The organism is Kineococcus sp. TRM81007 (assembly GCF_022669155.1).
Classification (GTDB): domain Bacteria; phylum Actinomycetota; class Actinomycetes; order Actinomycetales; family Kineococcaceae; genus Kineococcus.
The window spans coordinates 1-18,948 of record NZ_JALBVB010000035.1; the positions used below are offsets into that span (position 1 = coordinate 1).

The following is an 18,948-nucleotide window of genomic DNA, read 5'->3' on the forward strand; positions in this document are numbered from 1 at the left end:
GCCGGGTAGGGCCAGCCCGTCGCGGAGGTGGTACGTCGGTATGCGACTTCACGGTCATCCCGCTGGCCAGGACGTCGCCGACCGCCCGGATCTGTCGATGGCAGAGTTCATCCCCACCTTGCCAACGGCTGATCACCGATGCCGTCAGACCGCCCGGGCAGCGAGGACCGCATGGGGACGTCGCTCGCCCCCCTGAGGCCGTTGCGAGCGTTCGACCTCCACGAACCCCGCCGAGGCCAGGCGGTTCGCCAGCTCGTCCACCGGCCACCGGTACGCCGTGGTGACCTTGTGCTCGAACGGCTCGCACGCCTGACCCTCGAAGAAGCCCACGACCAGCGACCCACCAGGGGCCAGGAGCCGGCGGATGCTGGCCAGCGCCCCGTCCAGCTGCCCGGGCTCGAGGTGGATGAGGGAGTACCACGCCAGCACCCCGGCGACCGAGGCGTCCGGGCGAGCCACGTCGGTTAGAGAGCCCACCTCGAAGGGCACGTCCGGGTGCGCCTGGCGCGCGTGGGTGATGAACTCCGGCACCAGGTCGATGCCCGCCACCTGGCACCCCGAGGACTGCAGGAAGCCCGTCAGGTGCCCGGGACCGCACCCCAGATCCAGGACCGGGCCGTTCAGGTGCCCCAGGTGCTGCTCGATCAGCCGCAGGTCGTCAGGGTGCACGGTCTCCACCGAACCCAGCAGGTCGATGTACTGCTGCGCGAGCGAGGAGTAGGCCCGCTGCACGTCGAGCGAGCTCACCGGGCGCACCCTACCCACGACCTCGCCCGAGCGTCGTGAAGCCGAGGTCGGGCGCACCGCGCGCTCATCCCGCTGTCGGGGGAGTCCCTGACCGGTTACAGGAGTCGGACGTCGTAGTCGCTGAAGCGTCGATCGACGCTGAGCAGTCGCAGCCCTCGACGGGCGGCCTGCGCGATGAGCATGCGGTCGAAGGGGTCGTCGTGGTGGCGCGGCAAGGCGCCGGCGGCCAGGCCGTCGTCCACGGTGACCGGCAACTCGGTGAAGCCCTGCCGCTCCAACTCTTCGTGCAGACCGTCCGGGACGGTCAGCTTGCCCAGCGCAGCCTTGATCGACATCTCCCACGCCGAGGCCGCGGAGACGAACACCTCGTTCTCGCCGTCGGCCACGGCGGCTCGCATGCGCTCGGGCAGTCGTTCGTCGTCGCTCAGCCACCACAGCAGGACGTGGGTGTCGAGGAGGAAGGTCGTCACAGGTGCGGCTCGACGTCGTCGTGGAAGGCGGCCACCAGGTCCTCGGAGGTGTGGTCGAAGTCAGCGGCGATGACCACTCGGCCCTTCCACGCCCCGGGACGACGCGTTCCGCGCGAGCGGGCGGGCACCAGGCGAGCCACGGGCTTCCCGGAACGGGCGATCACCACGTCCTCACCCCGCTCGACCGCTTCGAGCAGGCGCGACAGGTGCGTCTTCGCCTCGTGCACGTTCACCGTCTGCGTCATGACCCCACGGTAAGGACTAAGTCGGACTAAGTCCACCGCGTGGAAGCGGTGTTCGACAGCTGCTACGACGTCACGGTCATCCCGCGCTGCGGCGCGTCCGCACATGGCACTGGCCAGGACGGCACGGCGAGCCGGTGCTCAGCGATCGGGTCTGGGCTTGGTCAGCGCCAGTGGTGCAGCGTGGTCCGCTGCACTCCCACGCTGACGTTCGAGCCCACGTTCTCCACGGACGTCACCACTTCCTGCGCCAACTGCTCCACGTCCGTGACTCCTCCCGAGCTCTCGGAGAAGGCGGTGAGGTCCACCCGCACCAGGTGCAGGTCACCGCTGCCGTCCTGGAAGATGACGTCCAAGACGACGGAGGTGTCCAGCAGCCGGGCGTAGCGGGTGCCGAGCACCTTCAAACCGGGCTCCAGGCTGACTTCCAGTGGTGCTTCGACCCGCTGGCGCACCGCCGGGCCGATCACCCGGCGCAAGCAGGGCCGCGTCGTGTGCTATCGCCTGGCGGACGGCTTCCCCGAGCCGCTGCTGGAGCACTGCCTGCGCAGCCTTGCCGGTGCCGGCGGCGCGAGGACGACTGACCGGCGCGACACATCCCCATCCCGTCTTCGTCCTCAGGACGGGACCGGGGCGAAGCTCGCCCCGCCGTTGCGGGAGTCGTGGACGCCTTCTTCGGTGACGATCAGGATCCGTGCTGTGCCGTCGGGCTGCAGGTCGGCGCCCACCGCCTGCGGTGCTCCTGGGACCTGCCCCCGCGTGCTCCACGTCGTGCCGGCATCGGTGCTCAGCGCCACCGTCCCGTCCGGGCTCACCCCTGCGACAGTGCCACCACCGGCCCAGTCCACCAGCTGCAGCAGCGGCGCCTCCTCGATCGCCGACCAGGTGCGCCCGGCGTCGGTGGAGCGGACCGGGCCGGTCTCGCTGGTTCCGATCAGCACCGCTCCGTCGGGGGAGGCGGCCAGGTCGTGCGGATCGACGGGAGCGTCCAGGACGTGCCACGTCGTCCCGTCCAGGCTCGAGCGCACGGCGCCGTCGAAGCCGACGACGCCGGCGTCGGAGGCGGCCAGGGCGTGGAAGTCCGACTGCCCTTGCCGTGACAGCACCTGCCAGGTGCGCCCGCCGTCGGTGGACTCGATCAGGCCCACCGGATCGGGCAGGTCCACGCCGGGACCGGGGTGGCCCGAGGCGTAGAAGTGGTCCGGGCCGGCGACGGTGAAGCCCATCAGGTCGATGGCCGGTCCCACTCGCACCGGGCCGGAGTCCTCGTAGCGGAACAGCCCGTCGTGGGTGGCCAGGTGCACCCGGCCGTCGGCAGGGTTGACGGCCACGCCGTGCACGTGAGCACTGGGCAAGGCGGTGGCAGCAGCGGTGGCGGCCGCGGCGTCACCGCGCTCAGCATCACCACCGTGGTGCTCCACGGCTGCGGGTTCGGCACCGGAGCAACCGGCCAGCAGGACCGCGGCGCTGAACGTGGCGGTCCGCAGCAGGAACCGGCTTCGCCTGCGGGAGCGTGCAGTCATCAGTCCTTCTCGGCTCGTAGTACGCAGACCTCGCTCAGTGCTGCCTAGTGGTGGTAGGCGTGGACCACGGCGTGGCCCTTGCCGCGGGAGATCATCCACCGGTTGAGCGGCGTGGTGATCACGAAGGCCAGGGCCAGGGCGCCGGCCAAGGAGGCCCAGAAGATCCAGCTGGCGACGCCGGCGTGCATGGCGCCGGGGATGGCCACCATGGCGGTGTTGTCGATGATCTCCATGACGGCGATGGAGACGGTGTCGGCGGCCAGGGCGACCTTCAGCGCGGTGCGGAAGCCCACGCCGGCCTTGAGCACCCCGCGCACGGTCAGCGCGTAGCCGAAGACGAAGGCGAGGGCGACCGCCAGGGCGATGGTGGCCACCGCGCTCCAGCCCAGCGCGGTGCCGATGACCATGCCCAGGACCTCGCCGATGGCGCAGCCGGTCAGGCAGTGCAGCGTGGCCTGGGCAGCCATCGCCCACGACGTCGCACCACGGGACGAACCGTGCCCCGAGCCGTGCCCTGCGTGGGTCCCGTGCCCGGCGTCGGCTTCCTGGTCGGCGCCGGTGTGGTGGACGCTGAGGCCGTCCACCTGCTGGTGCTGAGCGGCCGGCGAACCGGCGGTGCGCGCGCTGGTGTGCGGACCGGTGTGCGGACCGGTGTGGTCGTGGGACATCACGGCCTCCTCGAGGGCGTCGAGACGGTGGCGGAGGTCAGTCGTGGACGTCAGTGGTGCACGTCAGTGGTGCACGTCAGCGGGGCGAAGCAGCCAGCGCGTAGCCGGCTTCGTCGACGGCGGCGGCCACGGCCGCCTGCTGCAGCGGGACGGTGGCGGTGATCGTCACCGTCGAGGTGCCGCCGGCGACGAGGTCGACCTCGACGTCGGTGACACCGGCCAGGGAGCTGAGCTCTTCGCGCACGGCGGCCACGCAGTGCCCGCACGTCATCCCGGAGACGCCGTAGACCGTACTCACCTCCCGGGACCCGGTGTCCTGGCCGGTGACCGGGCTGCCGAGCACCGGACTGGCGATGACCGGGCTGGCGGTGGCCGGGCTGGCGGTGGCCGGGCTGGCGGTCGTGTCGGCTGCGTCCTGGGCCGGGGCGCAGCAGGCGCACCCGGTGCTGGTCTGGACGGGTCCGTCGGTCAGGGCGATGTCCTGGATCACGGCTTCTCCTTGGAGGGGGGGCGGGGAAAGCTCCGGGGGCTGCTGCAGGCGCACGCCCGGGGCAGCACCCGTGCCGGACGTGGCTCTCTCCTGCAAGCAGGTACCCCACGGGGGTATTCCGGCGGGAGGCGTCGGCAGGTCTGCTGCAGCACGGGCGGCACGCTGGAGGGACCCCTTCCTCTGACCCCTTCAGCGCCTGCCGACGTGCGCTGGTCCTCGCCGGCACCGTCGGCCCGACCAGTCGTGCGGGTGGGGCCGACGGTGCCGGCGAGGACGCTGCCGGCGCTCAGCGACGATCAGGCACTGCTGAGCGAGCACTGCTGAGGGGGTGGGCTCAGCCCATCGCTGCCAGCACCTGCTTCATCTGGTCGATCTCGGCGTTCTGCGAGATCACGACGGAGTCGGCCAGCTCCAGCGCCTCGGTGTTCAGGCCGTGCTGCTGCTCGGTCTCGGCCATGCGCACCGCGCCGGTGTGGTGCTCGATCATCAACTGCAAGAACATGCGGTCGAAGTCGGCGCCGGTGGCGTTGTGCAGCTGCGTCATCTGCTCCTCGCTCATCATCCCGGCCATCGAGTGGTCCATGCCGTCCATATCGCCACTCGTGTCGCCGCTCGTGTCACCGCTCACGGAGGAGCCCGCTTCGACCGGCTCGCCCCAGGCCTGCAGCCAGGACGTCATCTCCTCGATCTCCGGCTGCTGGGTGGCCTCGATGGCCGCAGCCAGCGTCTTGACCTCCTGGTCGGAGGCTCGGGTGGTGGCCATCTGCGCCATCTCGATCGCGCCTCGGTGGTGCACGACCATCATCTGGGCGAACATCACGTCCTGGTCGTTGTGCTCGGCCTCGACCGCGGTGCTCGAGCCGGTCGTCGCACTGCTCGGGGTGCCGGCTGTGGAACTCGGCGAGGCTTCGGCCGAGGAGCCGCCCATGGCGGAGTGGTCCATCGATCCAGCGTCCTGGCCACCGCAGGCGGTCGAGGTCAGCGACAAGGTCCCGGCCGCGACCAGGACACTGAAACGCCGCCACGCAGGGGCGCTGGCCCGGGTGGGAACCACGGCAGCCAGGTGGGTGGACACGAGAGTGGTACGCACGCGAAAGCTCCTTGCACGAGGTGGGGTTCAGGCACGACGAAGCAGCACCGCGAGCCGCTGGTGCGTCGATCGCATCGAGCAGCCGGGCGCGTTCGCTGGGTCTAGACCCGGATCACGCACAGGCAGGTGCGTGGCCAGCGCATCGGCGGTGGACCACGCCAGGGCGTGAGCGTGAGCAGTGCACGCCGCCACGCGGGCAGCAGCCGGTACGAGCGGCGCAGCGCGCAGTGAGCCGCCCAGGCCACCAGCACCAGCAGCACCGCTATGCCGGCGCTGAGGAACAGCACGCAGTCGAGCACCCCGTGGTGGTCGTGGTGATCGTCAGCCGCTTGCACGCCGGCTTGTGCGGCGCCCGCGAAGGTGGGCACCTCAGCGCGCGAGGAGCTTCGGTGGCGCGCCGCGGACGCTGCCGCATGACCAGCTGAGGAGCTAGATCCGCCAGCCGCACCGGCAGCAGGATCTGCTGCGGCCGCGACCACCGTCGGCCTCGACGTCTCGTGGACCGCGGCGTGGTGCTGGCTGACCGCGGCGGCCAGCACGTGCATGGAGCACAAACCCACCACGACAGCCACGACGAGCAGCACGCGCAGCAGGACCGGGCGGGTCCTGACGTCTCTGCGCGCCTGCTGCACGTCAGTCAGGCTAAGAGCGGCCGAAGCCTGCTGCGCGCAGGCCGCCTGCGCCCGGCGGTGGTCGTTCCGGGCGTGCCGGACCCGCTCGTCGAGGCCCGTCACCTCGGCGAACAGCGCCGCCGCCTCCGCCCACTCCGCACCCGTGAGCGTCCGGTCCCCCGGTGCGCTGGACGACGACCCCCGCTGTCGCCCCGTCCGCCGGGGCTGCGACCCGGTTCGGGATCGGTGGGATGGTGAACGCGTGCGCGAGATCGACGACCGGGCGCCCTGTCCCTGCGGGTGGGGCGAGCCGTACGCCGCCTGCTGCGGGCGGTACCACGCGGGGGAGCACGCACCCACCGCCGAGACGCTGATGCGCTCGCGCTACACCGCCTTCGTCCGCGAGGACCGCGCGTACCTGCTGCGCACGTGGGACCCGGCGACCCGCCCCGCCGAGCTGGACCTCACCGGCACCGGCACGCGCTGGCGGCGGCTGCTCGTCCTGTCCACGACCGCCGGCGGCCCCTTCGACGACACCGGCACCGTGGAGTTCGAGGCGCACGCCCGCGACGGCGGCCGCCGCGACGTGCAGCACGAGGTGTCCGCGTTCCGCCGCGACGGCGGGCGCTGGACGTACACCGGTCCCGTGGGCGGCGTGTCGCGGGGTTGAGGCCCAGCACGGTGGGTAAGGACGAAGGACACCCGGTCGCAACCTGCCGAGGAGGAACCGTCCGTGAAGCTGGACTGGCTCAAGCCCGTCGCCACCGATCCCGGCCCCCACGTCTGCGTCTACGTCGACGTCTCCCGCAACAGGGAGAAGGGCGCGCACGAGTTGGAGGTGCGCTGGAAGGACGCCCGCGAGTCGCTCGCCGGTCAGGGGGCTCCTGAACCCGCGCTGGTCGCGCTGGACGGGATCGCCACCACGCCGCCGGAGGTGGGCGGTCCCGTGGGGCGCGGCCTGATCGCCTCCGCCGGCGGCATCGAGATCGACGTGCTCCTGCCGGACCCGCCCGCGCAGGACGAGGCCGTCAGCGGCCCGGTGGCGCACCTGATGCCGCTCGTGCGCTCCCTCGCCGACGACGTGCGCTACGTGCTCGTCGAGCTGGACCGGGCCGGCGCCGACATCACCGTCACCAGCTCCGACGCGCCCCGCGGCAGCGAGGAGGTCCGCGAGGTCACCGCCGGGCACGACCTGCTGCACAAGATCCCCGGCGGCGGCTGGGCGCACCTGCGCTTCCAGCACGCCGTGCAGGACTCCTGGGACCACAACGCGGCCGCCGTCGCGGAGGAGCTCCTCACGATCGTGCGCGAGCAGCACCCTGAGGTGGTGCTGCTGACGGGCGACACCAAGGCCGCCGCCGCGCTGCGCGGCAAGGCCGCCAAGCCCGTGCTGGAGCTGCTCGTGGACGTGCCCGGCGGCAGCCGGCACCCCGGCGTGCACGAGGAGTCGTTCAACGCCGCCGTCGCCGAGGCGCTGGAGGAGGTGCGCCGCCGCCGCCGCGACGCGGTCGTCGACGAGTTCGAGCAGGAGGTCGGCCGCGAGGGCCGGGCCGTGAAGGGCCTGGCGCCGGTGGTGGACGCGCTGCGGCGCGGGCAGGTGCGCACCGTGCTGCTGCGCGACGACCCGAGCCCCGGCGAGGACTCCAGGACCCTCTGGGTCGGCGCCTCGCCGCTGGAGATCGGCACCTCCGCGGAGGAGGTGCGCGCCCTGGGCGCCACCGACCCGGTCGAGGTGCGCGCGGACGCGGCCGTCGTGCGGGCGCTGGCCGCCTCCGACGCCGAGATCGAGCTGGTCGCCGAGCGCCCCGACCTCGTCGAGGGCATCGGTGCGGTGCTGCGCTACGCGGACGCCTCCACCCGGGGGTAGGACCGCGGCGCCGCCCCGGGGNNGGGGCGGCGCGCCGATCGGGGGACGCGGGGTGCCGGGGGTGTCCTGCAGGGTGGAGGGGTGAGCTCGCGCGGAGGGCGACGCCCCGGCACCCGGCGACCACCCGCCCGCCGGGACGGCGGGCTGCTGGTCCTCGGCGTCCTCGTGCTCGTCGCGGGGGATCGCGCTGCACGCCGTGTCCACCCACCTGCGCCCGAACGGGCCGAACGGGCTGGGCGCCCCGCCCGTCGTGCAGGAGTGGTGGTGGGTGCTGCGCTGGCCGGCGTGGGCGGGTGTCGCCGGTGGTGCCTGGCTGCTGGTCCGCGGTTGGACCGGGCGGTCCGGGCGGGACGTCGACGGTGACGCCTCGACCTGAACGCCGGGGTGGCCTGCGCGAACGGTTCGTGGTCAACTGGTGACGGCGGCCCGGGGGGCTTCGAGTGTTGGGGAAGAACGCCCGCGGATCCCCCGGGTCGCCGCCTTCCGAGCGGTTCCGCTCAGTCCCCGGTCCGGGTGACCCCGAACATCAGCGTGCGGCGCTCGATGTCGTAGTGCACGACCTCGGTGTTCTCCAGCAGGTCCTGCAGGGCGTCCGCGTCATCCGCCGTGAGCGTGAGGACCTCCTCCCACGCCCCCTCGTCGAGGACGAGCTGCAGCGTGTAGGTGCCGTTCTGCCCGGGCTCACCGGCCACCCAGGAGAACTGGTAGTGGCTGAGCTGGCGGACCTTGATGGTGTTGTCGTTGACGGGCTGCGGGACGTTGGCCACGGGTCGTCGCCTCCTGGCGGATCGCGTCGTCGGTGTCGCGGCGCGGTCGGCGCCGCACTCGTCCGCTACCCGCTGGGCACCCCGTCAAACGCGCCGCGGCCCCCCTGCCGCGCCACGACGGTGGCCGGGCGGGGGAGGGGCCGCCCGGCCACCGGCTCGGGAGGGGTCAGGAACCCCGGTTCTGCTTCGCCAGCTCCGACAGGACGCTGCGCTCGAGGACCTCCGCGGCGCCCTCGTCGAGCTCGACGAAACGCACGACCGCCTCGCGGGAGGCGTCGTCGACGCGCACGACCTCGCCGCGGGCGTGCACCTCCTGGCCGTTGTCGAGCTCGAGGGCGACGTCGACCTCGGTGTGCTCGGCGGGCAGGTCCTCGGTCTCCAGGCGCAGGCCGCTGCGCGAGAGGTCGACGGTGCGGGCGTCGGCGACGCCCTCGGGGGTGGTCAGGTGCACGGGCAGCGAGGCGGGCACGCGCACGGCGCCGCGGCGGGTCTCGGAGGCCAGCAGCATGACGCCGGTCAGGGCGAGCTCGTCGGCGCGGTGGGCCTGGGCGACGGCCTGGAAGACGGCGTGCGGCACGACGGCGCCGGGCTCGCCGGCCTCGGTGCTGACCCAGACGCGCTGGCCGTCGAGGGCCTGCACGGTGTCGGGCGGGGCGGCGACGTGGCTGGTGACGACGAGACCGGCGGCCCCGGCGGTCCAGGAGAGGACGGTGCCGGTGTGCACGCTGGGGCCGTGGTCGACGGCGCCGGTCGCGGGCATGAGGGTCACGGTCGTGTCGACCGCGGGCCCGCCCGTGAGCAGACCACCCTGAGCGCTGTTCATCCGTCCCCCTGCATCAGCCATGAGTAGTTTCATCAACACGCTACGTCACGCCAGGGGGCGCTTCCACCCGTTCGGGCTCCACCCCCCCGGACGGGTGGAGGTCACCACCGCCACCGCTCCCGACCCGGTCGCCCGGCCCGGCCGCCCCGGCTCGACCACCCCCGTGCGACCCCCGTAGCGTCACCCGTGTGCTGATGCGCCTGCGGAGCCCGCGCGCGGCCGCCGACCCCGCGCTGGCCGCCTACCTCAACGAGCAGCTCGCCCGGGTGAGCGCCCTGCTGGACCAGCTGCGCCGCGTCTCCCGGGACCCCGGTCTCGCCGCCGAGCGCGCCGTGCTCGGGGACCTGCGCCGCCAGGTCACCGCCGACCGCGCCACCGTCCGCCTCGCCATGCGCCGGCTCGGCGCACCGCACGACTGGGCGGTCCTCGGCGTCGGGTGGGCCTCCACCCGAGCCGCCCGCCTGCTGCCGCTGCTGCACCGGATGCCCGTCCTCGACCGCATCCCCAGCGTGCCCTCCGGCAGGCAGGACGCCGTGCAGGTCCTGCTGGAGCTGGAGGACCTCCTCGCCGGCCTGCACCGCCGCCAGGTCGCCGCCCGCGTGCTCGCCGACGCCGTCGACGCCGGCGCCGGGCCCGACGGGGACTGGGCGCTCGCCGTGCGGGCCCTGCCCGCCCGCGCCGAGCAGCAGTTGCGCGCCGCCGAGGAGCTGCACCGCCGCCGCGCCGCCGCCCTGCTGCCGCGCCCCGCGCGGTGATCGTGCGCGTCGCCCCACCCGAGCGCACCCCGGTCCCGGCACCCGCGCGCGGGGAGGCGCTCGACCGCTCCACCGGGTGACCCACCGCGCCGCGCGCAGCGGCTGCACCGCACGCGCAGCGATGGCCGCGTGCGGCCGCCGCTCGCCGTCCCGCGCCCGTCGCAGGCGCTCCACCTCCACGAGACCGGCGTCGGCCAGCCGCGAGGAGAACACGCCGACCGGCCAGCGGTGGGCGGTGACGACCACGCGCTCGAAGGGCTCCAGCACGTCCGCGTCGAAGAGACCCGCGACCAGGACGCCACCGGGCCGGATCGCCCGCCGGGTGCCGGTCAGGACCTCGCCGAGCCGCCCGGGCGTGGGCGATGAACTCCGGCACCAGGTCGACGTACTGCCCGGCGACCGCCGAGCAGCGCTGCCGCACCTGCTCGGAGGTCACCGGTGGAGGGACCGCGGTGCCGCCCCGGTGGCCCACGCGGTCGGCAGCACGGCGATCAGCGGCCGGGTCACCCCGCCCGCTGGACCGGTGGCCCCGACACCGTCACTGCCCGCCGGGGCCGCCCTGCTCGCGGTGGTGGCCGGGCACACCGGTGGACAGCGCCTGGTCCCAGTCCCCGCGCTCGGGCGGGCGCGCAGCGGAGCGGTCGCGTCCGCGGTCGCGCACGATCAGCACGGTGATCAGTGCGACGACGACGACGGCCGTGGTGATGAGCATCGCGACGATCACTGCGCCTCCCGGCGGCTTCGGCGGCCTCGTGCTCCCACGTTCGCACGGATCACCGGCGGCCGCGCGAACGGCCGGTGGTGGCGGCGGTTCAGCCGCGCAGCCCGCCCGTCCACCCCGGCCGCGGGGGGTCCCGCGCTCACGACCCGGAGCGGCCGGCGACCGCGGTGCCCACCTCGCGCGCGTCCCGCGCCCGCGGGCGCAGCTGCCGGTGCACCACCAGCGCGGCCAGCGCGGTGAGCACCGCCCCGGCCACGGCGGTGGTGTCCAGGCCGTGCGCGAAGGCCCCGCGGGCGGAGTCCAGCAGTTGCGCGCCGGCGGCGCCCGGCAGCTGCCCGGCGACCTCGACCGCGCCGCCGAGGGTCTCGGTGGCGGCGGTGACCTGCCCCGCGCCCGCGGCCGCCGGCACCCGCACCTGCGCGCTGTAGACGGCGTTGAGCACGCTGCCCAGGACCGTCGTGCCCAGCACCGCCCCCACCTCGTAGGCCGTCTCGGAGATCGCGGAGGCGGCGCCGGCGCGGTCGGCGGGTGCCGTGGACAGGATCGCGTCGTTCGTGAGGGTCTCGGCCAGGCCCGCGCCGGCGGACAGCACCACGAACGCCACCGCCAGCTGCACCGCGCTGCGGGTGGCGGCCCCGTCGTCGGCCGGCCCCAGGGTCGCGGCCACCGCGTACCCGGCGGTGCCCAGCAGCAGCCCGGTCGCGATGAGCACGTCCAGGCGGGCGCGCCGGGCCAGCCGCGCGGCCAGCAGCCCGGCACCCACCGAGAACACCGCACCGGGCAGCAGCAGCAGGCCCGCGCGCACCGGCGACAGCCCCAGCACCAGCTGCAGGTACTGCGAGACGGCGAACAGCATCCCCGTCATGCCGCAGATGCTCATGAGGTTGGCCAGCACCGCGGTGCGGAACACCGGCAGCCGGAACAGCCCCACGTCCAGCAGCGGCTCGGCCAGCGCCTGCTGCCGCCGCACGAAGGTCACGCCCAGCGCGACGCCCAGCGCGAGCGCCGACAGCGCTGCGGCGCCCGGGCCGTGGTCGGCCAGCGCCTTGACCCCGTAGACGACGCCCGTCATGGCCAGGGTGGCGAGCGCGGCGCTGAGCGGGTCCAGCCGCGCCGGCGCCGAGGAGCGCGACTCGCGCACCAGCAGCGGCAGCAGCACCAGGACCAGCGCCACGACCGGCACGTTGACCAGGAACACCGAGCCCCACCAGAACCGCTCCAGCAGCACCCCGCCCACCACGGGGCCGAGCGCGGCGCCGCCGGCGAAGGCCCCGGCCCACACGGCGAACGCGGTGCGCCGCTGCTCGCGGTCCGGGAAGACGCTGCGCAGCAGCGCCAGCGTGGACGGCATGAGGGTGGCGCCGAAGACGCCCAGGGCCACGCGGGCGGCGATGAGCGCCTCCGCGGAGGGGGCGAACGCCGCGAGCGCGGAGACGGCGCCGAACCCGGCGGCGCCGATCAGCAGCAGGCGCCGCCGGCCGGAGCGGTCACCGAGGGCGCCCATCGTCACGAGCAGCCCGGCGATGGCCAGGGAGTAGCCGTCCACGATCCACAGCAGCTCGGTCCCGGTGGGTGCCAGGGCGGTGCTCAGGTGCGGGACGGCGAAGCTCAGCACGGTGGTGTCCACCGAGATCATCAGCACGGGCAGCATGAGAACGGCCAGTGCGACCCACTGGCGGGCGCCGGCGCGGGTCGCGGGGGTCTCGGGGGAGGTGCGGGGGCCGGGCGTGGTCACGGGGGAGTCCTCGATCGGTGGCTCGGAGGTGCACCGTCCGGACGGCGCAGCCCCGACTGTACCGTCCGGACGGTACAGCTGCTTTCGATTAACCTCCTGGGCGTGACGAGCGCCCCCAGCACGCGCGAGAAGCTCCTCGACGCCTTCAGCGAGCTGCTCGTCGCCGCCGGCTCCCGCGCCGCCACCCTCGACGCCGTCGCCGCCGCCGCCGGCGTCTCCAAGGGCGGGCTGCTGTACCACTTCGGCAGCAAGGACGCCCTCGTCGACGGCCTCGTCCACCGCTGGCGCCGCATGGCGGACGACGACGTCCGCGAGATGCGCACCGCTCCCGAGGGGGCCACCGCCTACTACCTGCGCACCTCCGTCGTGGAGCGCGACGACCCGCTGGCCCGGACCGGCGTCGCGGTCCTGCACCTGGCGCAGGAGGGCGACGCGCGCGCCACGGCCGCCTTCACCGACGCCACCGAGGGCTGGCGCGCCGCCATCGAGGAGCAGGTCGGCGACCGCGTGCTCTCCCGCGTGGTCCAGCTCGTCGGGGACGGGCTGTGGGCCGGCTCCTCCATCGGTGTCGCCCCCGACGACCTCGACGACGTCGTCGCCGGCGTCACCCGCCTGCTGGGTGAGCCGCCCCGCCCCGCCTGACCGGGCCGGGGCCACCGCGCCCGCCGCTCACGCCGACGGCTCCACCGCCGAGCGCTCCGCGTCGGCGGCCACCAGCTGCGCGTAGCGCCCGCCGAGCGCCAGCAGCTCGTCGTGGCCGCCGCGCTCGGCGACCCGCCCGCCCTCCAGCACCACGATCTGGTCCGCCTCGCGCACCGTGGACAGCCGGTGCGCGATCGTGATCGTGGTGCGGCCGCTGGAGACCTCGCGCAGCGCCGCGGACATCGCCCGCTCGGTGCGCACGTCCAGCGCGCTCGTCGCCTCGTCCAGCAGCAGCACCGGCGGGTCCCGCAGCACCGCCCGGGCCAGCGCGAGCCGCTGCTTCTCACCCCCGGAGAAGCGGTAGCCGCGCTCGCCGACGACCGTGCCGAACCCCTCGGGCAGCGCGTCCACCACGGCGTCCACCTGCGCGGTGCGCGCCGCCCGGCGCAGGTCCTCGTCCGAGGCGCCCGGCGCCGCGAAGCGCAGGTTCTCCGCGATGCTCGCGTGCAGCAGGAACGTCTCCTGCGTGACCACCCCCACCGCCTCCGCCAGCGAGCGGGCGCTCACGTCGCGCACGTCCCGCCCGTCGATCAGCACCGCGCCGGAGTCCACGTCGTACAGCCGGGCCAGCAGGTACCCCAGGGTCGTCTTGCCCGAACCGGTGGCCCCCACCACCGCCAGCGACGTGCCCGCCGGCACCACCAGGTCGATCCCCTCCAGCGCGGGCCGGTCCGCCCCCGGGTAGCGGAACGTCACGTCGCGGAACTCCACCCGCCCGCGCGGGCGGGGCAGCTCCACCGCGCCCGGCGCCTCGGCGACCTCCGGGACGCTGTCCAGGTACTCGAACACGCGCGTGAACAGCGCCATCGAGGCGTGCAGCCGCACCAGGATGCGCAGCAGCGCCGCCAGCGGCCGGAACAGCTGCGCCTGCAGCGTCACCAGCGCCACCAGCGTCCCGATGCTCAGCGCGGCGCCCGTGCCGCGCAGCCACCCGCCCAGCAGGTACGTCAGCGCCGGCACCGCCGCCATCGTCAGCGTGATGAGCGACCACTGCCAGCGCCCGGCCATCTCCGAGCCGACCTCCAGGCGGGACACCCCGTCCGACTGGGCGGTGAAGCGCTCCACGACCTCGCGGGTGCGGCCCGTGGTGCGGGTCAGCAGGATCCCCGAGACCGACAGCGTCTCCTCCACCGTCGCGGACATCTCCGCCAGCTGCCGCTGCCGCTGCGCCGTGATCCGCCGGCGCAGCCGCCCCACCCGCCGGTTCAGGTGCACCGCCAGCGGCAGCACCGTGAAGGAGAACAGCGCCAGCCGCCAGTCCAGCGCGAGCATCGCCACCACCGTCACGACCACCGTGGCGAGGTTCTGCACCAGCTCGGCACCGGTGGTGGTCACCACCGTCTGCAGGGCGCCGATGTCGCTGGCGATGCGCGACTGCACCTCGCCGGTGCGGGTGCGGGCGAAGAAGCCCAGCGACATGCGCTGCAGGTGCGCGTACAGCGACGTGCGCAGCCCGTGCATGACGCCCTGCCCCACCCGGGTGGTCAGCAGCCCCTGCACCACGTCCAGCACGGTCGTGACCGCGGCGATCGCCACCAGCCCGCCGGCCAGCGCGGCCAGCAGCCCGAGGTCCTGCTCCGGCAGCGCCTCGTCGACGATCTCGCGCAGCAGGAAGGGGGACGCCACCCCCGCCAGCGCCGACAGGGCGATGAGGCCGGCCACCACCGACAGCGTGCGCGCGTGCGGGCGGAACAGCCGCAGCGCCCGCACCACCTCCGCGCGCTGCGGGCGCTCGGAGGGCGGCTCCACCCTCCCCGGGCGGAACGGGTCACGGGTGGGGTCACCGCGCACGTGCTCTCCTCGCGTCCGGTGCTCCCGGGACGGGGGCGTGTGCCGTCAGCGTAGGAGCGGCCCCGGACAGCAGCGCCGCATCGCGGTGCGCCCCTATCCTGTGACTGCAGGTGACGACCTCGGTCGGTGCCGCGACGACCGGAGCCCTCGGTCGACAGGGTGCGCCCGGCAGGCCCGGGCGCGGATCCGAAGGTTGTGCCACATGCAGGCGAGGCCCGCAACGGGCGGGGACGGCGGGTCCGCCGCCCTCGCGCCGCGCCCGCCCGCCGGCGTCCCCCACCCGGCCCTGGAGCGCCTGGCCGCGCTGGCCGCCCGGGCCCTGGGCACGTCCTCCGCGCGCACCGAGCTCACCGAGGACGCCGCCCCCACCGGCGCCGGTGCGTCCGCCGGGCTGCTCGCCCCCGTCGACGAGCTGCTCACCGCCACCGCCCGGGGCGCCGGCGCCCTCGCCGTGGCCGACACCCGCGCCGACGCCCGGTGGGCCGCGCTGCCCGCCGTCGTCTCCGGCGTCGTCGGCTGCTACCTCGGGGTCCCGATGATCGGCACGGACGGGCAGGTCGTCGGGGTCCTGGCGGTGTTCGACCCCCTGCCGAGGCGCTGGTCGCGCACCGACGTGGAGCTGCTCGTCGACCTCGCCGCCGTCGCCGTCGGCGAGCTGCAGCTGTCGGCGCTGGCGGTCCAGCACGAGGCCGACCGGCTCCGGTGGCGGCTGGGCGTCGCCGCGGGCGGGGTCGGCAGCTTCGACCTCGACCTCGCCACCGGCCTCGTCACCTGGGACGAGCGGATGCTCGAGATGTTCGGGTACACCGCCGCGGAGTTCGACGGCACCCTCGCCGCCTTCGACGCGCGCGTGCACCCCGACGACCTGCCCCGCGTGCACGAGGCCGTCACCGCCGCGGTGGAGGGCCCCGCCGCCTTCCAGGCGGAGTACCGCGTCCTGCTCCCCTCCGGCACCACCCGGTGGGTCAAGGCCCGCGGCGAGGTGCTGCGCGACGAGGCCGGCCGCGCCCTGCGCCTGGTCGGCGCCGCCTACGACACCACCGCGGAGAAGCGCGGCGACGCCCGCGTCTCCCGGCTGCTGGAGTCGATGCCCTCGGCGTTCTACTCCCTGGACCGCGACTGGCGCTTCAGCCACGTCAACGCCGAGGCCGAGCGGCTGCTGCAGCGCCCGCGCGAGGAGCTGCTCGACGGCGACGCGTGGGAGCTGTTCCCCGAGGTCACCGGGACCGTGTTCGAGGAGCGGTTCCGGCACGCGGTGGCCACCGGCGAGCCGGTGATGTTCGAGGCGCACTTCGCCCCGCTGCAGGCCTGGTTCGAGGTGCGCGCCTGGCCCGACCCCGACGGGCTGTCCGTGTACTTCCTCGACGTCAGCGCCCGCCGGGCCGCGCAGGAGGAGGCGGAGCGCACCGCGCGCCGCCTGGAGCTGCTCGCCACCGTCAGCGCCGACCTCGTCGCCACCCTCGACGCCGACGCGGCCGTGGCGCGCCTGGCCCGCCACGTCGTGCCCGCCCTGGCCCGGTGGGCCGTGGTCACCCTCGTCGACGACAGCGGCGCGCTGCGCGACATCGGCTCCTGGCACGCCGACCCCGACCTGCGCGAGCTCACCGACCGCTACCGGCGGGTGCGCCAGGCGGGCCTGGCCGCCGAGGCGCCGCTGCGGCGCTCGCAGGCGCGCCAGGGCGCCGTCGTCATCGAGTCGCGCGCGGCCGAGCGGCTGTCGAGCGTGCTGTCGGACGAGGCGCGCGAACTGCTCCTGCAGCTGGCGCCGGAATCGGCGTACGTGATGCCCCTGCGAGCGCGGGGACGCCTGCTGGGCATGATGTCGCTGTTCCGCTCCGCCGAGGACGGGCCCCTGTCCGCGGACGACCTGGCGACGGCGGTGCAGGTCGCCGACCGGGCGGGGCTCGCCCTGGACAACGCCTCGCTGTACGCGCGCCAGCAGCACGTCGCGGAGGGGCTGCAGCGCAGCCTGCTCAGCGCCCCCGTCGAACCGGACCACCTGGAGGTGCGGGTGCGCTACCGGCCCGCGGCGCGCGCGGTGCAGGTGGGCGGCGACTGGTACGACTCGTTCCTGCAGCCGGACGGCGACACGGTCCTGGTCATCGGCGACGTCATGGGCCACGACGTGGACGCCGCCGCCGCGATGAGCCAGGTGCGCAACCTGCTGCGCGGCATCGCCTACTCCAGCGGCGGCTCGCCGGCCGCGGTGCTGGCCACGCTGGACGCGGCGATGCGCGGGCTGGCCGTGGCGACGACCGCGACGGCCGTGGTGGCGCGACTGGAGCAGACCGCGGACGAGCGGGCGCGGGGGGTCACGCGGCTGCGCTGGTCGAACGCGGGCCACCCGCCGCCGGTGCTGCTGCGCCGCGACGGCACCGTCTCTGACCTGGACGGCGAGGAGCCGGACCTGCTGCTGGGCATCGCCCCGCACCTGTCGCGCCGGGACGAGCAGGTGGAGCTGGAGCGCGGCTCGACGGTGCTGCTGTTCACCGACGGCCTGGTGGAGCGGCGCGGGCAGGACATCGACGAGGGGCTGGATCTGCTGCGCGAGGTCGTGGCGGAGCTGGCGGGCGCGCGCCTGGACGACCTGTGCGACGGGATCCTGGACCGGTTGTTGCCGCCGGAGCCGGAGGACGACGTGGCGCTGGTGGCGGTGCGCCTGCACCCCCAGGACGGCCCGCGCCCCGAGGTCGCCGGTCCGCACCGCGTCCCCGACGACCTCCCCCTCCCCGGCCGCTGACCCTCCACCCCCACCCGCCACCCTCCTTCCCTCACCGCGGGGGGGGGGCGGGTCAGGCGGGCCGGGCCAGGTCGGCCAGGGTCAGCGCCAGGTGCAGCGCCAGGCGGTCCGCGCCGTCGTCCAGGTCGTACCCGCTGACCTCCCGCACCCTCCGCAGCCGGTGGTACAGCGTCTGGCGGTGCACGGCCAGGGCCGCCGCGGTGCGCTGCGCCGACCCCGCCAGGTCCAGGTAGGTGCGCGCGGTGCGCACCAGCTCCGGGTCGCCGGCCAGCAGCCGCCGCGCCCGCTCGTCCACCGCCACGGCCGCCAGGTCGCCCGCCTCGGCCAGCGCCAGCAGCCGCAGCGTGCCCAGCTCCTCCCACCCGCGCACCGCCGCCGCCCCGTGCGGCAGCGCCGTCAGCGCGGCCCGCAGCGCGGCCTGCGCCTGCCGCCACCCGGTGTGCGCACCGGCCGCCGTGACGGGCCCGGACACCCCGGCCGCCACGCCCGCGGGGTGCTGCGCCAGCAGGGCGCCGGCGGCCCGGGCGGCGACGTCCGCGGCCGGCAGCGCCCCCGGCACGAGCAGCGCCGCCCGCGAGCCCACGGGCGCCACCACCACGGCGCGCGGCAGCAGCCAGGCGTTGACGGGCCCGGCGGCCTCCCCGCCGGTGGGGGCCAGGGCCACCACGCGCAGCTCCCCGGCCGGCAGGACGGCCTCGCGCGCCAGCTCCTCGGTGGCGCGGCCGCGCGCTGCGGCGTCCGGCGACAGCAGCTCCCCGACGGCCCAGGCGGTGCGGTCGGCGGTGCGTGAACGGGTGGCCAGCGTGGCGGCGACGGCGTCGACGACGTCGTGCAGCTGCGCCAGCCGGTGCTCCTCGACGTGGCCGCCGGGATCCAGCAACCACAGGTACCCGTACGTCACCCCGCGCCAGCGCACCGGCACGCACCAGCGGGCCAGCCGGCCGGCCGCGGGGTCGGCGGGCACCCGCAGCGGCCCGCGGGCGCGGGCGATGCCGAACGCGGCGAACGCCTCCTGCACCGCGGCGTCCGAGCGCCGGCGCAGGATCGAGCTGCGGCGCACCTCGTCGACGACGTCGTCGTGGCCGGAGGCGGCCACGAGGTGCAGGTCCCGGTCCTCCAGCGTGGTGGGGGCGCCGGTGAGGTCGGCGACGGTGTCGACGAGGTCCTGCAGACCCGGGGCGGAGGGGGTGCTCACGTCCTCACCCT

Annotated in this window: 21 protein-coding genes; 6 read left to right on the forward strand and 15 right to left on the reverse strand. The window is 75.2% G+C overall.

Annotated elements, in window-relative coordinates; genetic code table 11:
- Positions 1 to 144: 144 nt before the first annotated feature.
- From MN205_RS04750 to MN205_RS04790, 9 genes are all read right to left on the reverse strand, one after another.
- Entirely contained in the window at positions 145 to 747 is a 603-nt protein-coding gene (locus tag MN205_RS04750) for a trans-aconitate 2-methyltransferase (protein WP_242124815.1), read from the reverse strand.
- Between the two features lie 95 nt (positions 748 to 842).
- Complete coding sequence (locus tag MN205_RS04755) at positions 843 to 1,217, reverse strand: type II toxin-antitoxin system VapC family toxin (RefSeq protein ID WP_242124821.1); 375 nt, start codon at positions 1,215 to 1,217, stop codon at positions 843 to 845.
- The gene (locus MN205_RS04760; RefSeq protein WP_242124823.1) at positions 1,214 to 1,462 is read right to left on the reverse strand and encodes a type II toxin-antitoxin system Phd/YefM family antitoxin; all 249 of its coding nucleotides are present in this window, start codon (positions 1,460 to 1,462) and stop codon (positions 1,214 to 1,216) included. Before MN205_RS04760 ends, MN205_RS04755 begins: the two co-directional genes overlap by 4 nt.
- Before the next feature lie 161 nt (positions 1,463 to 1,623).
- The gene (locus MN205_RS04765; RefSeq protein ID WP_242124825.1) at positions 1,624 to 1,929 is read right to left on the reverse strand and encodes a hypothetical protein; all 306 of its coding nucleotides are present in this window, start codon (positions 1,927 to 1,929) and stop codon (positions 1,624 to 1,626) included.
- 147 nt (positions 1,930 to 2,076) lie between these two features.
- Positions 2,077 to 2,982, reverse strand: coding sequence for a F510_1955 family glycosylhydrolase (locus MN205_RS04770; RefSeq protein ID WP_242124827.1), 906 nt, complete (start codon positions 2,980 to 2,982; stop codon positions 2,077 to 2,079).
- Positions 2,983 to 3,026: 44 nt separating this feature from the next.
- Positions 3,027 to 3,566, reverse strand: a complete 540-nt coding sequence (locus tag MN205_RS04775; protein ID WP_374115843.1) for a DUF4396 domain-containing protein — start codon at positions 3,564 to 3,566, stop codon at positions 3,027 to 3,029.
- 160 nt (positions 3,567 to 3,726) lie between these two features.
- Positions 3,727 to 4,140 (reverse strand): heavy-metal-associated domain-containing protein, encoded by a 414-nt coding sequence (locus MN205_RS21535; protein WP_242739410.1) that lies wholly within the window; start codon positions 4,138 to 4,140, stop codon positions 3,727 to 3,729.
- 334 nt (positions 4,141 to 4,474) lie between these two features.
- Entirely contained in the window at positions 4,475 to 5,083 is a 609-nt protein-coding gene (locus MN205_RS04785; protein ID WP_242124831.1) for a DUF305 domain-containing protein, read from the reverse strand.
- 248 nt (positions 5,084 to 5,331) lie between these two features.
- Entirely contained in the window at positions 5,332 to 5,862 is a 531-nt protein-coding gene (locus MN205_RS04790; RefSeq protein WP_242124833.1) for a hypothetical protein, read from the reverse strand.
- 241 nt (positions 5,863 to 6,103) lie between these two features.
- Between MN205_RS04790 and MN205_RS21540 the strand changes: the two genes are divergently transcribed.
- The 3 genes from MN205_RS21540 (at position 6,104) to MN205_RS04805 (ending at position 8,084) form a co-directional block, all read left to right on the forward strand.
- Positions 6,104 to 6,511 (forward strand): YchJ family metal-binding protein, encoded by a 408-nt coding sequence (locus tag MN205_RS21540; RefSeq protein ID WP_242124835.1) that lies wholly within the window; start codon positions 6,104 to 6,106, stop codon positions 6,509 to 6,511.
- A gap of 63 nt (positions 6,512 to 6,574) precedes the next feature.
- Complete coding sequence (locus MN205_RS04800) at positions 6,575 to 7,708, forward strand: Vms1/Ankzf1 family peptidyl-tRNA hydrolase (RefSeq protein ID WP_242124836.1); 1,134 nt, start codon at positions 6,575 to 6,577, stop codon at positions 7,706 to 7,708.
- A 196-nt stretch (positions 7,709 to 7,904) separates the two neighbouring features.
- Entirely contained in the window at positions 7,905 to 8,084 is a 180-nt protein-coding gene (locus tag MN205_RS04805; RefSeq protein WP_242124838.1) for a hypothetical protein, read from the forward strand.
- Between the two features lie 121 nt (positions 8,085 to 8,205).
- Here MN205_RS04805 and MN205_RS04810 read toward each other — a convergent pair whose 3' ends face one another.
- Positions 8,206 to 8,475, reverse strand: a complete 270-nt coding sequence (locus tag MN205_RS04810; protein ID WP_242124839.1) for a hypothetical protein — start codon at positions 8,473 to 8,475, stop codon at positions 8,206 to 8,208.
- A gap of 166 nt (positions 8,476 to 8,641) precedes the next feature.
- Positions 8,642 to 9,298 carry a PilZ domain-containing protein gene (locus MN205_RS21165; protein ID WP_305037166.1) on the reverse strand — a complete coding sequence of 219 codons (657 nt, stop codon included), beginning with the start codon at positions 9,296 to 9,298 and terminating at the stop codon, positions 8,642 to 8,644.
- Positions 9,299 to 9,492: 194 nt separating this feature from the next.
- On the opposite strand from MN205_RS21165, the gene MN205_RS04820 reads away from it, so the two are divergent.
- On the forward strand, positions 9,493 to 10,053 hold the full coding sequence (locus tag MN205_RS04820; RefSeq protein ID WP_242124841.1) for a hypothetical protein: 561 nt from the start codon (positions 9,493 to 9,495) through the stop codon (positions 10,051 to 10,053).
- A gap of 538 nt (positions 10,054 to 10,591) precedes the next feature.
- On the opposite strand, the gene MN205_RS04825 is transcribed toward MN205_RS04820, so the two are convergent.
- Positions 10,592 to 10,777, reverse strand: coding sequence for a hypothetical protein (locus MN205_RS04825; RefSeq protein WP_242124843.1), 186 nt, complete (start codon positions 10,775 to 10,777; stop codon positions 10,592 to 10,594).
- 136 nt (positions 10,778 to 10,913) lie between these two features.
- On the reverse strand, positions 10,914 to 12,509 hold the full coding sequence (locus MN205_RS04830; protein WP_242124845.1) for an MFS transporter: 1,596 nt from the start codon (positions 12,507 to 12,509) through the stop codon (positions 10,914 to 10,916).
- A gap of 102 nt (positions 12,510 to 12,611) precedes the next feature.
- Here MN205_RS04830 and MN205_RS04835 point away from each other — a divergent pair, with 102 nt between their 5' ends.
- Positions 12,612 to 13,151: a TetR/AcrR family transcriptional regulator gene (locus MN205_RS04835; protein ID WP_242124847.1), complete on the forward strand. Its 540-nt coding sequence runs from the start codon at positions 12,612 to 12,614 to the stop codon at positions 13,149 to 13,151.
- 27 nt (positions 13,152 to 13,178) lie between these two features.
- Here the strand turns inward: MN205_RS04835 and MN205_RS04840 are convergent, their stop codons facing one another.
- Positions 13,179 to 15,002, reverse strand: a complete 1,824-nt coding sequence (locus tag MN205_RS04840) for an ABC transporter ATP-binding protein (protein WP_242124849.1) — start codon at positions 15,000 to 15,002, stop codon at positions 13,179 to 13,181.
- A 202-nt stretch (positions 15,003 to 15,204) separates the two neighbouring features.
- Here MN205_RS04840 and MN205_RS04845 point away from each other — a divergent pair, with 202 nt between their 5' ends.
- On the forward strand, positions 15,205 to 17,742 hold the full coding sequence (locus tag MN205_RS04845) for a SpoIIE family protein phosphatase (RefSeq protein ID WP_242124850.1): 2,538 nt from the start codon (positions 15,205 to 15,207) through the stop codon (positions 17,740 to 17,742).
- Between the two features lie 52 nt (positions 17,743 to 17,794).
- On the opposite strand, the gene MN205_RS21170 is transcribed toward MN205_RS04845, so the two are convergent.
- Positions 17,795 to 18,937, reverse strand: coding sequence for a CdaR family transcriptional regulator (locus MN205_RS21170; RefSeq protein ID WP_242739406.1), 1,143 nt, complete (start codon positions 18,935 to 18,937; stop codon positions 17,795 to 17,797).
- Between the last annotated feature and the right edge of the window lie 11 nt (positions 18,938 to 18,948).

Excerpts from the sequence above, each read along its gene's own strand:
- MN205_RS04760 (WP_242124823.1), bottom strand. The coding sequence starts at position 1,462 with ATGACGCAGACGGTGAACGTGCACGAGGCGAAGACGCACCTGTCGCGC.
- MN205_RS04770 (WP_242124827.1), bottom strand. The coding sequence starts at position 2,982 with ATGACTGCACGCTCCCGCAGGCGAAGCCGGTTCCTGCTGCGGACCGCC.
- MN205_RS04785 (WP_242124831.1), bottom strand. The coding sequence starts at position 5,083 with ATGGACCACTCCGCCATGGGCGGCTCCTCGGCCGAAGCCTCGCCGAGT.
- MN205_RS21165 (WP_305037166.1), bottom strand. The coding sequence starts at position 9,298 with ATGAACAGCGCTCAGGGTGGTCTGCTCACGGGCGGGCCCGCGGTCGAC.
- MN205_RS04820 (WP_242124841.1), top strand. The coding sequence starts at position 9,493 with ATGCGCCTGCGGAGCCCGCGCGCGGCCGCCGACCCCGCGCTGGCCGCC.
- MN205_RS04845 (WP_242124850.1), top strand. The coding sequence starts at position 15,205 with ATGCAGGCGAGGCCCGCAACGGGCGGGGACGGCGGGTCCGCCGCCCTC.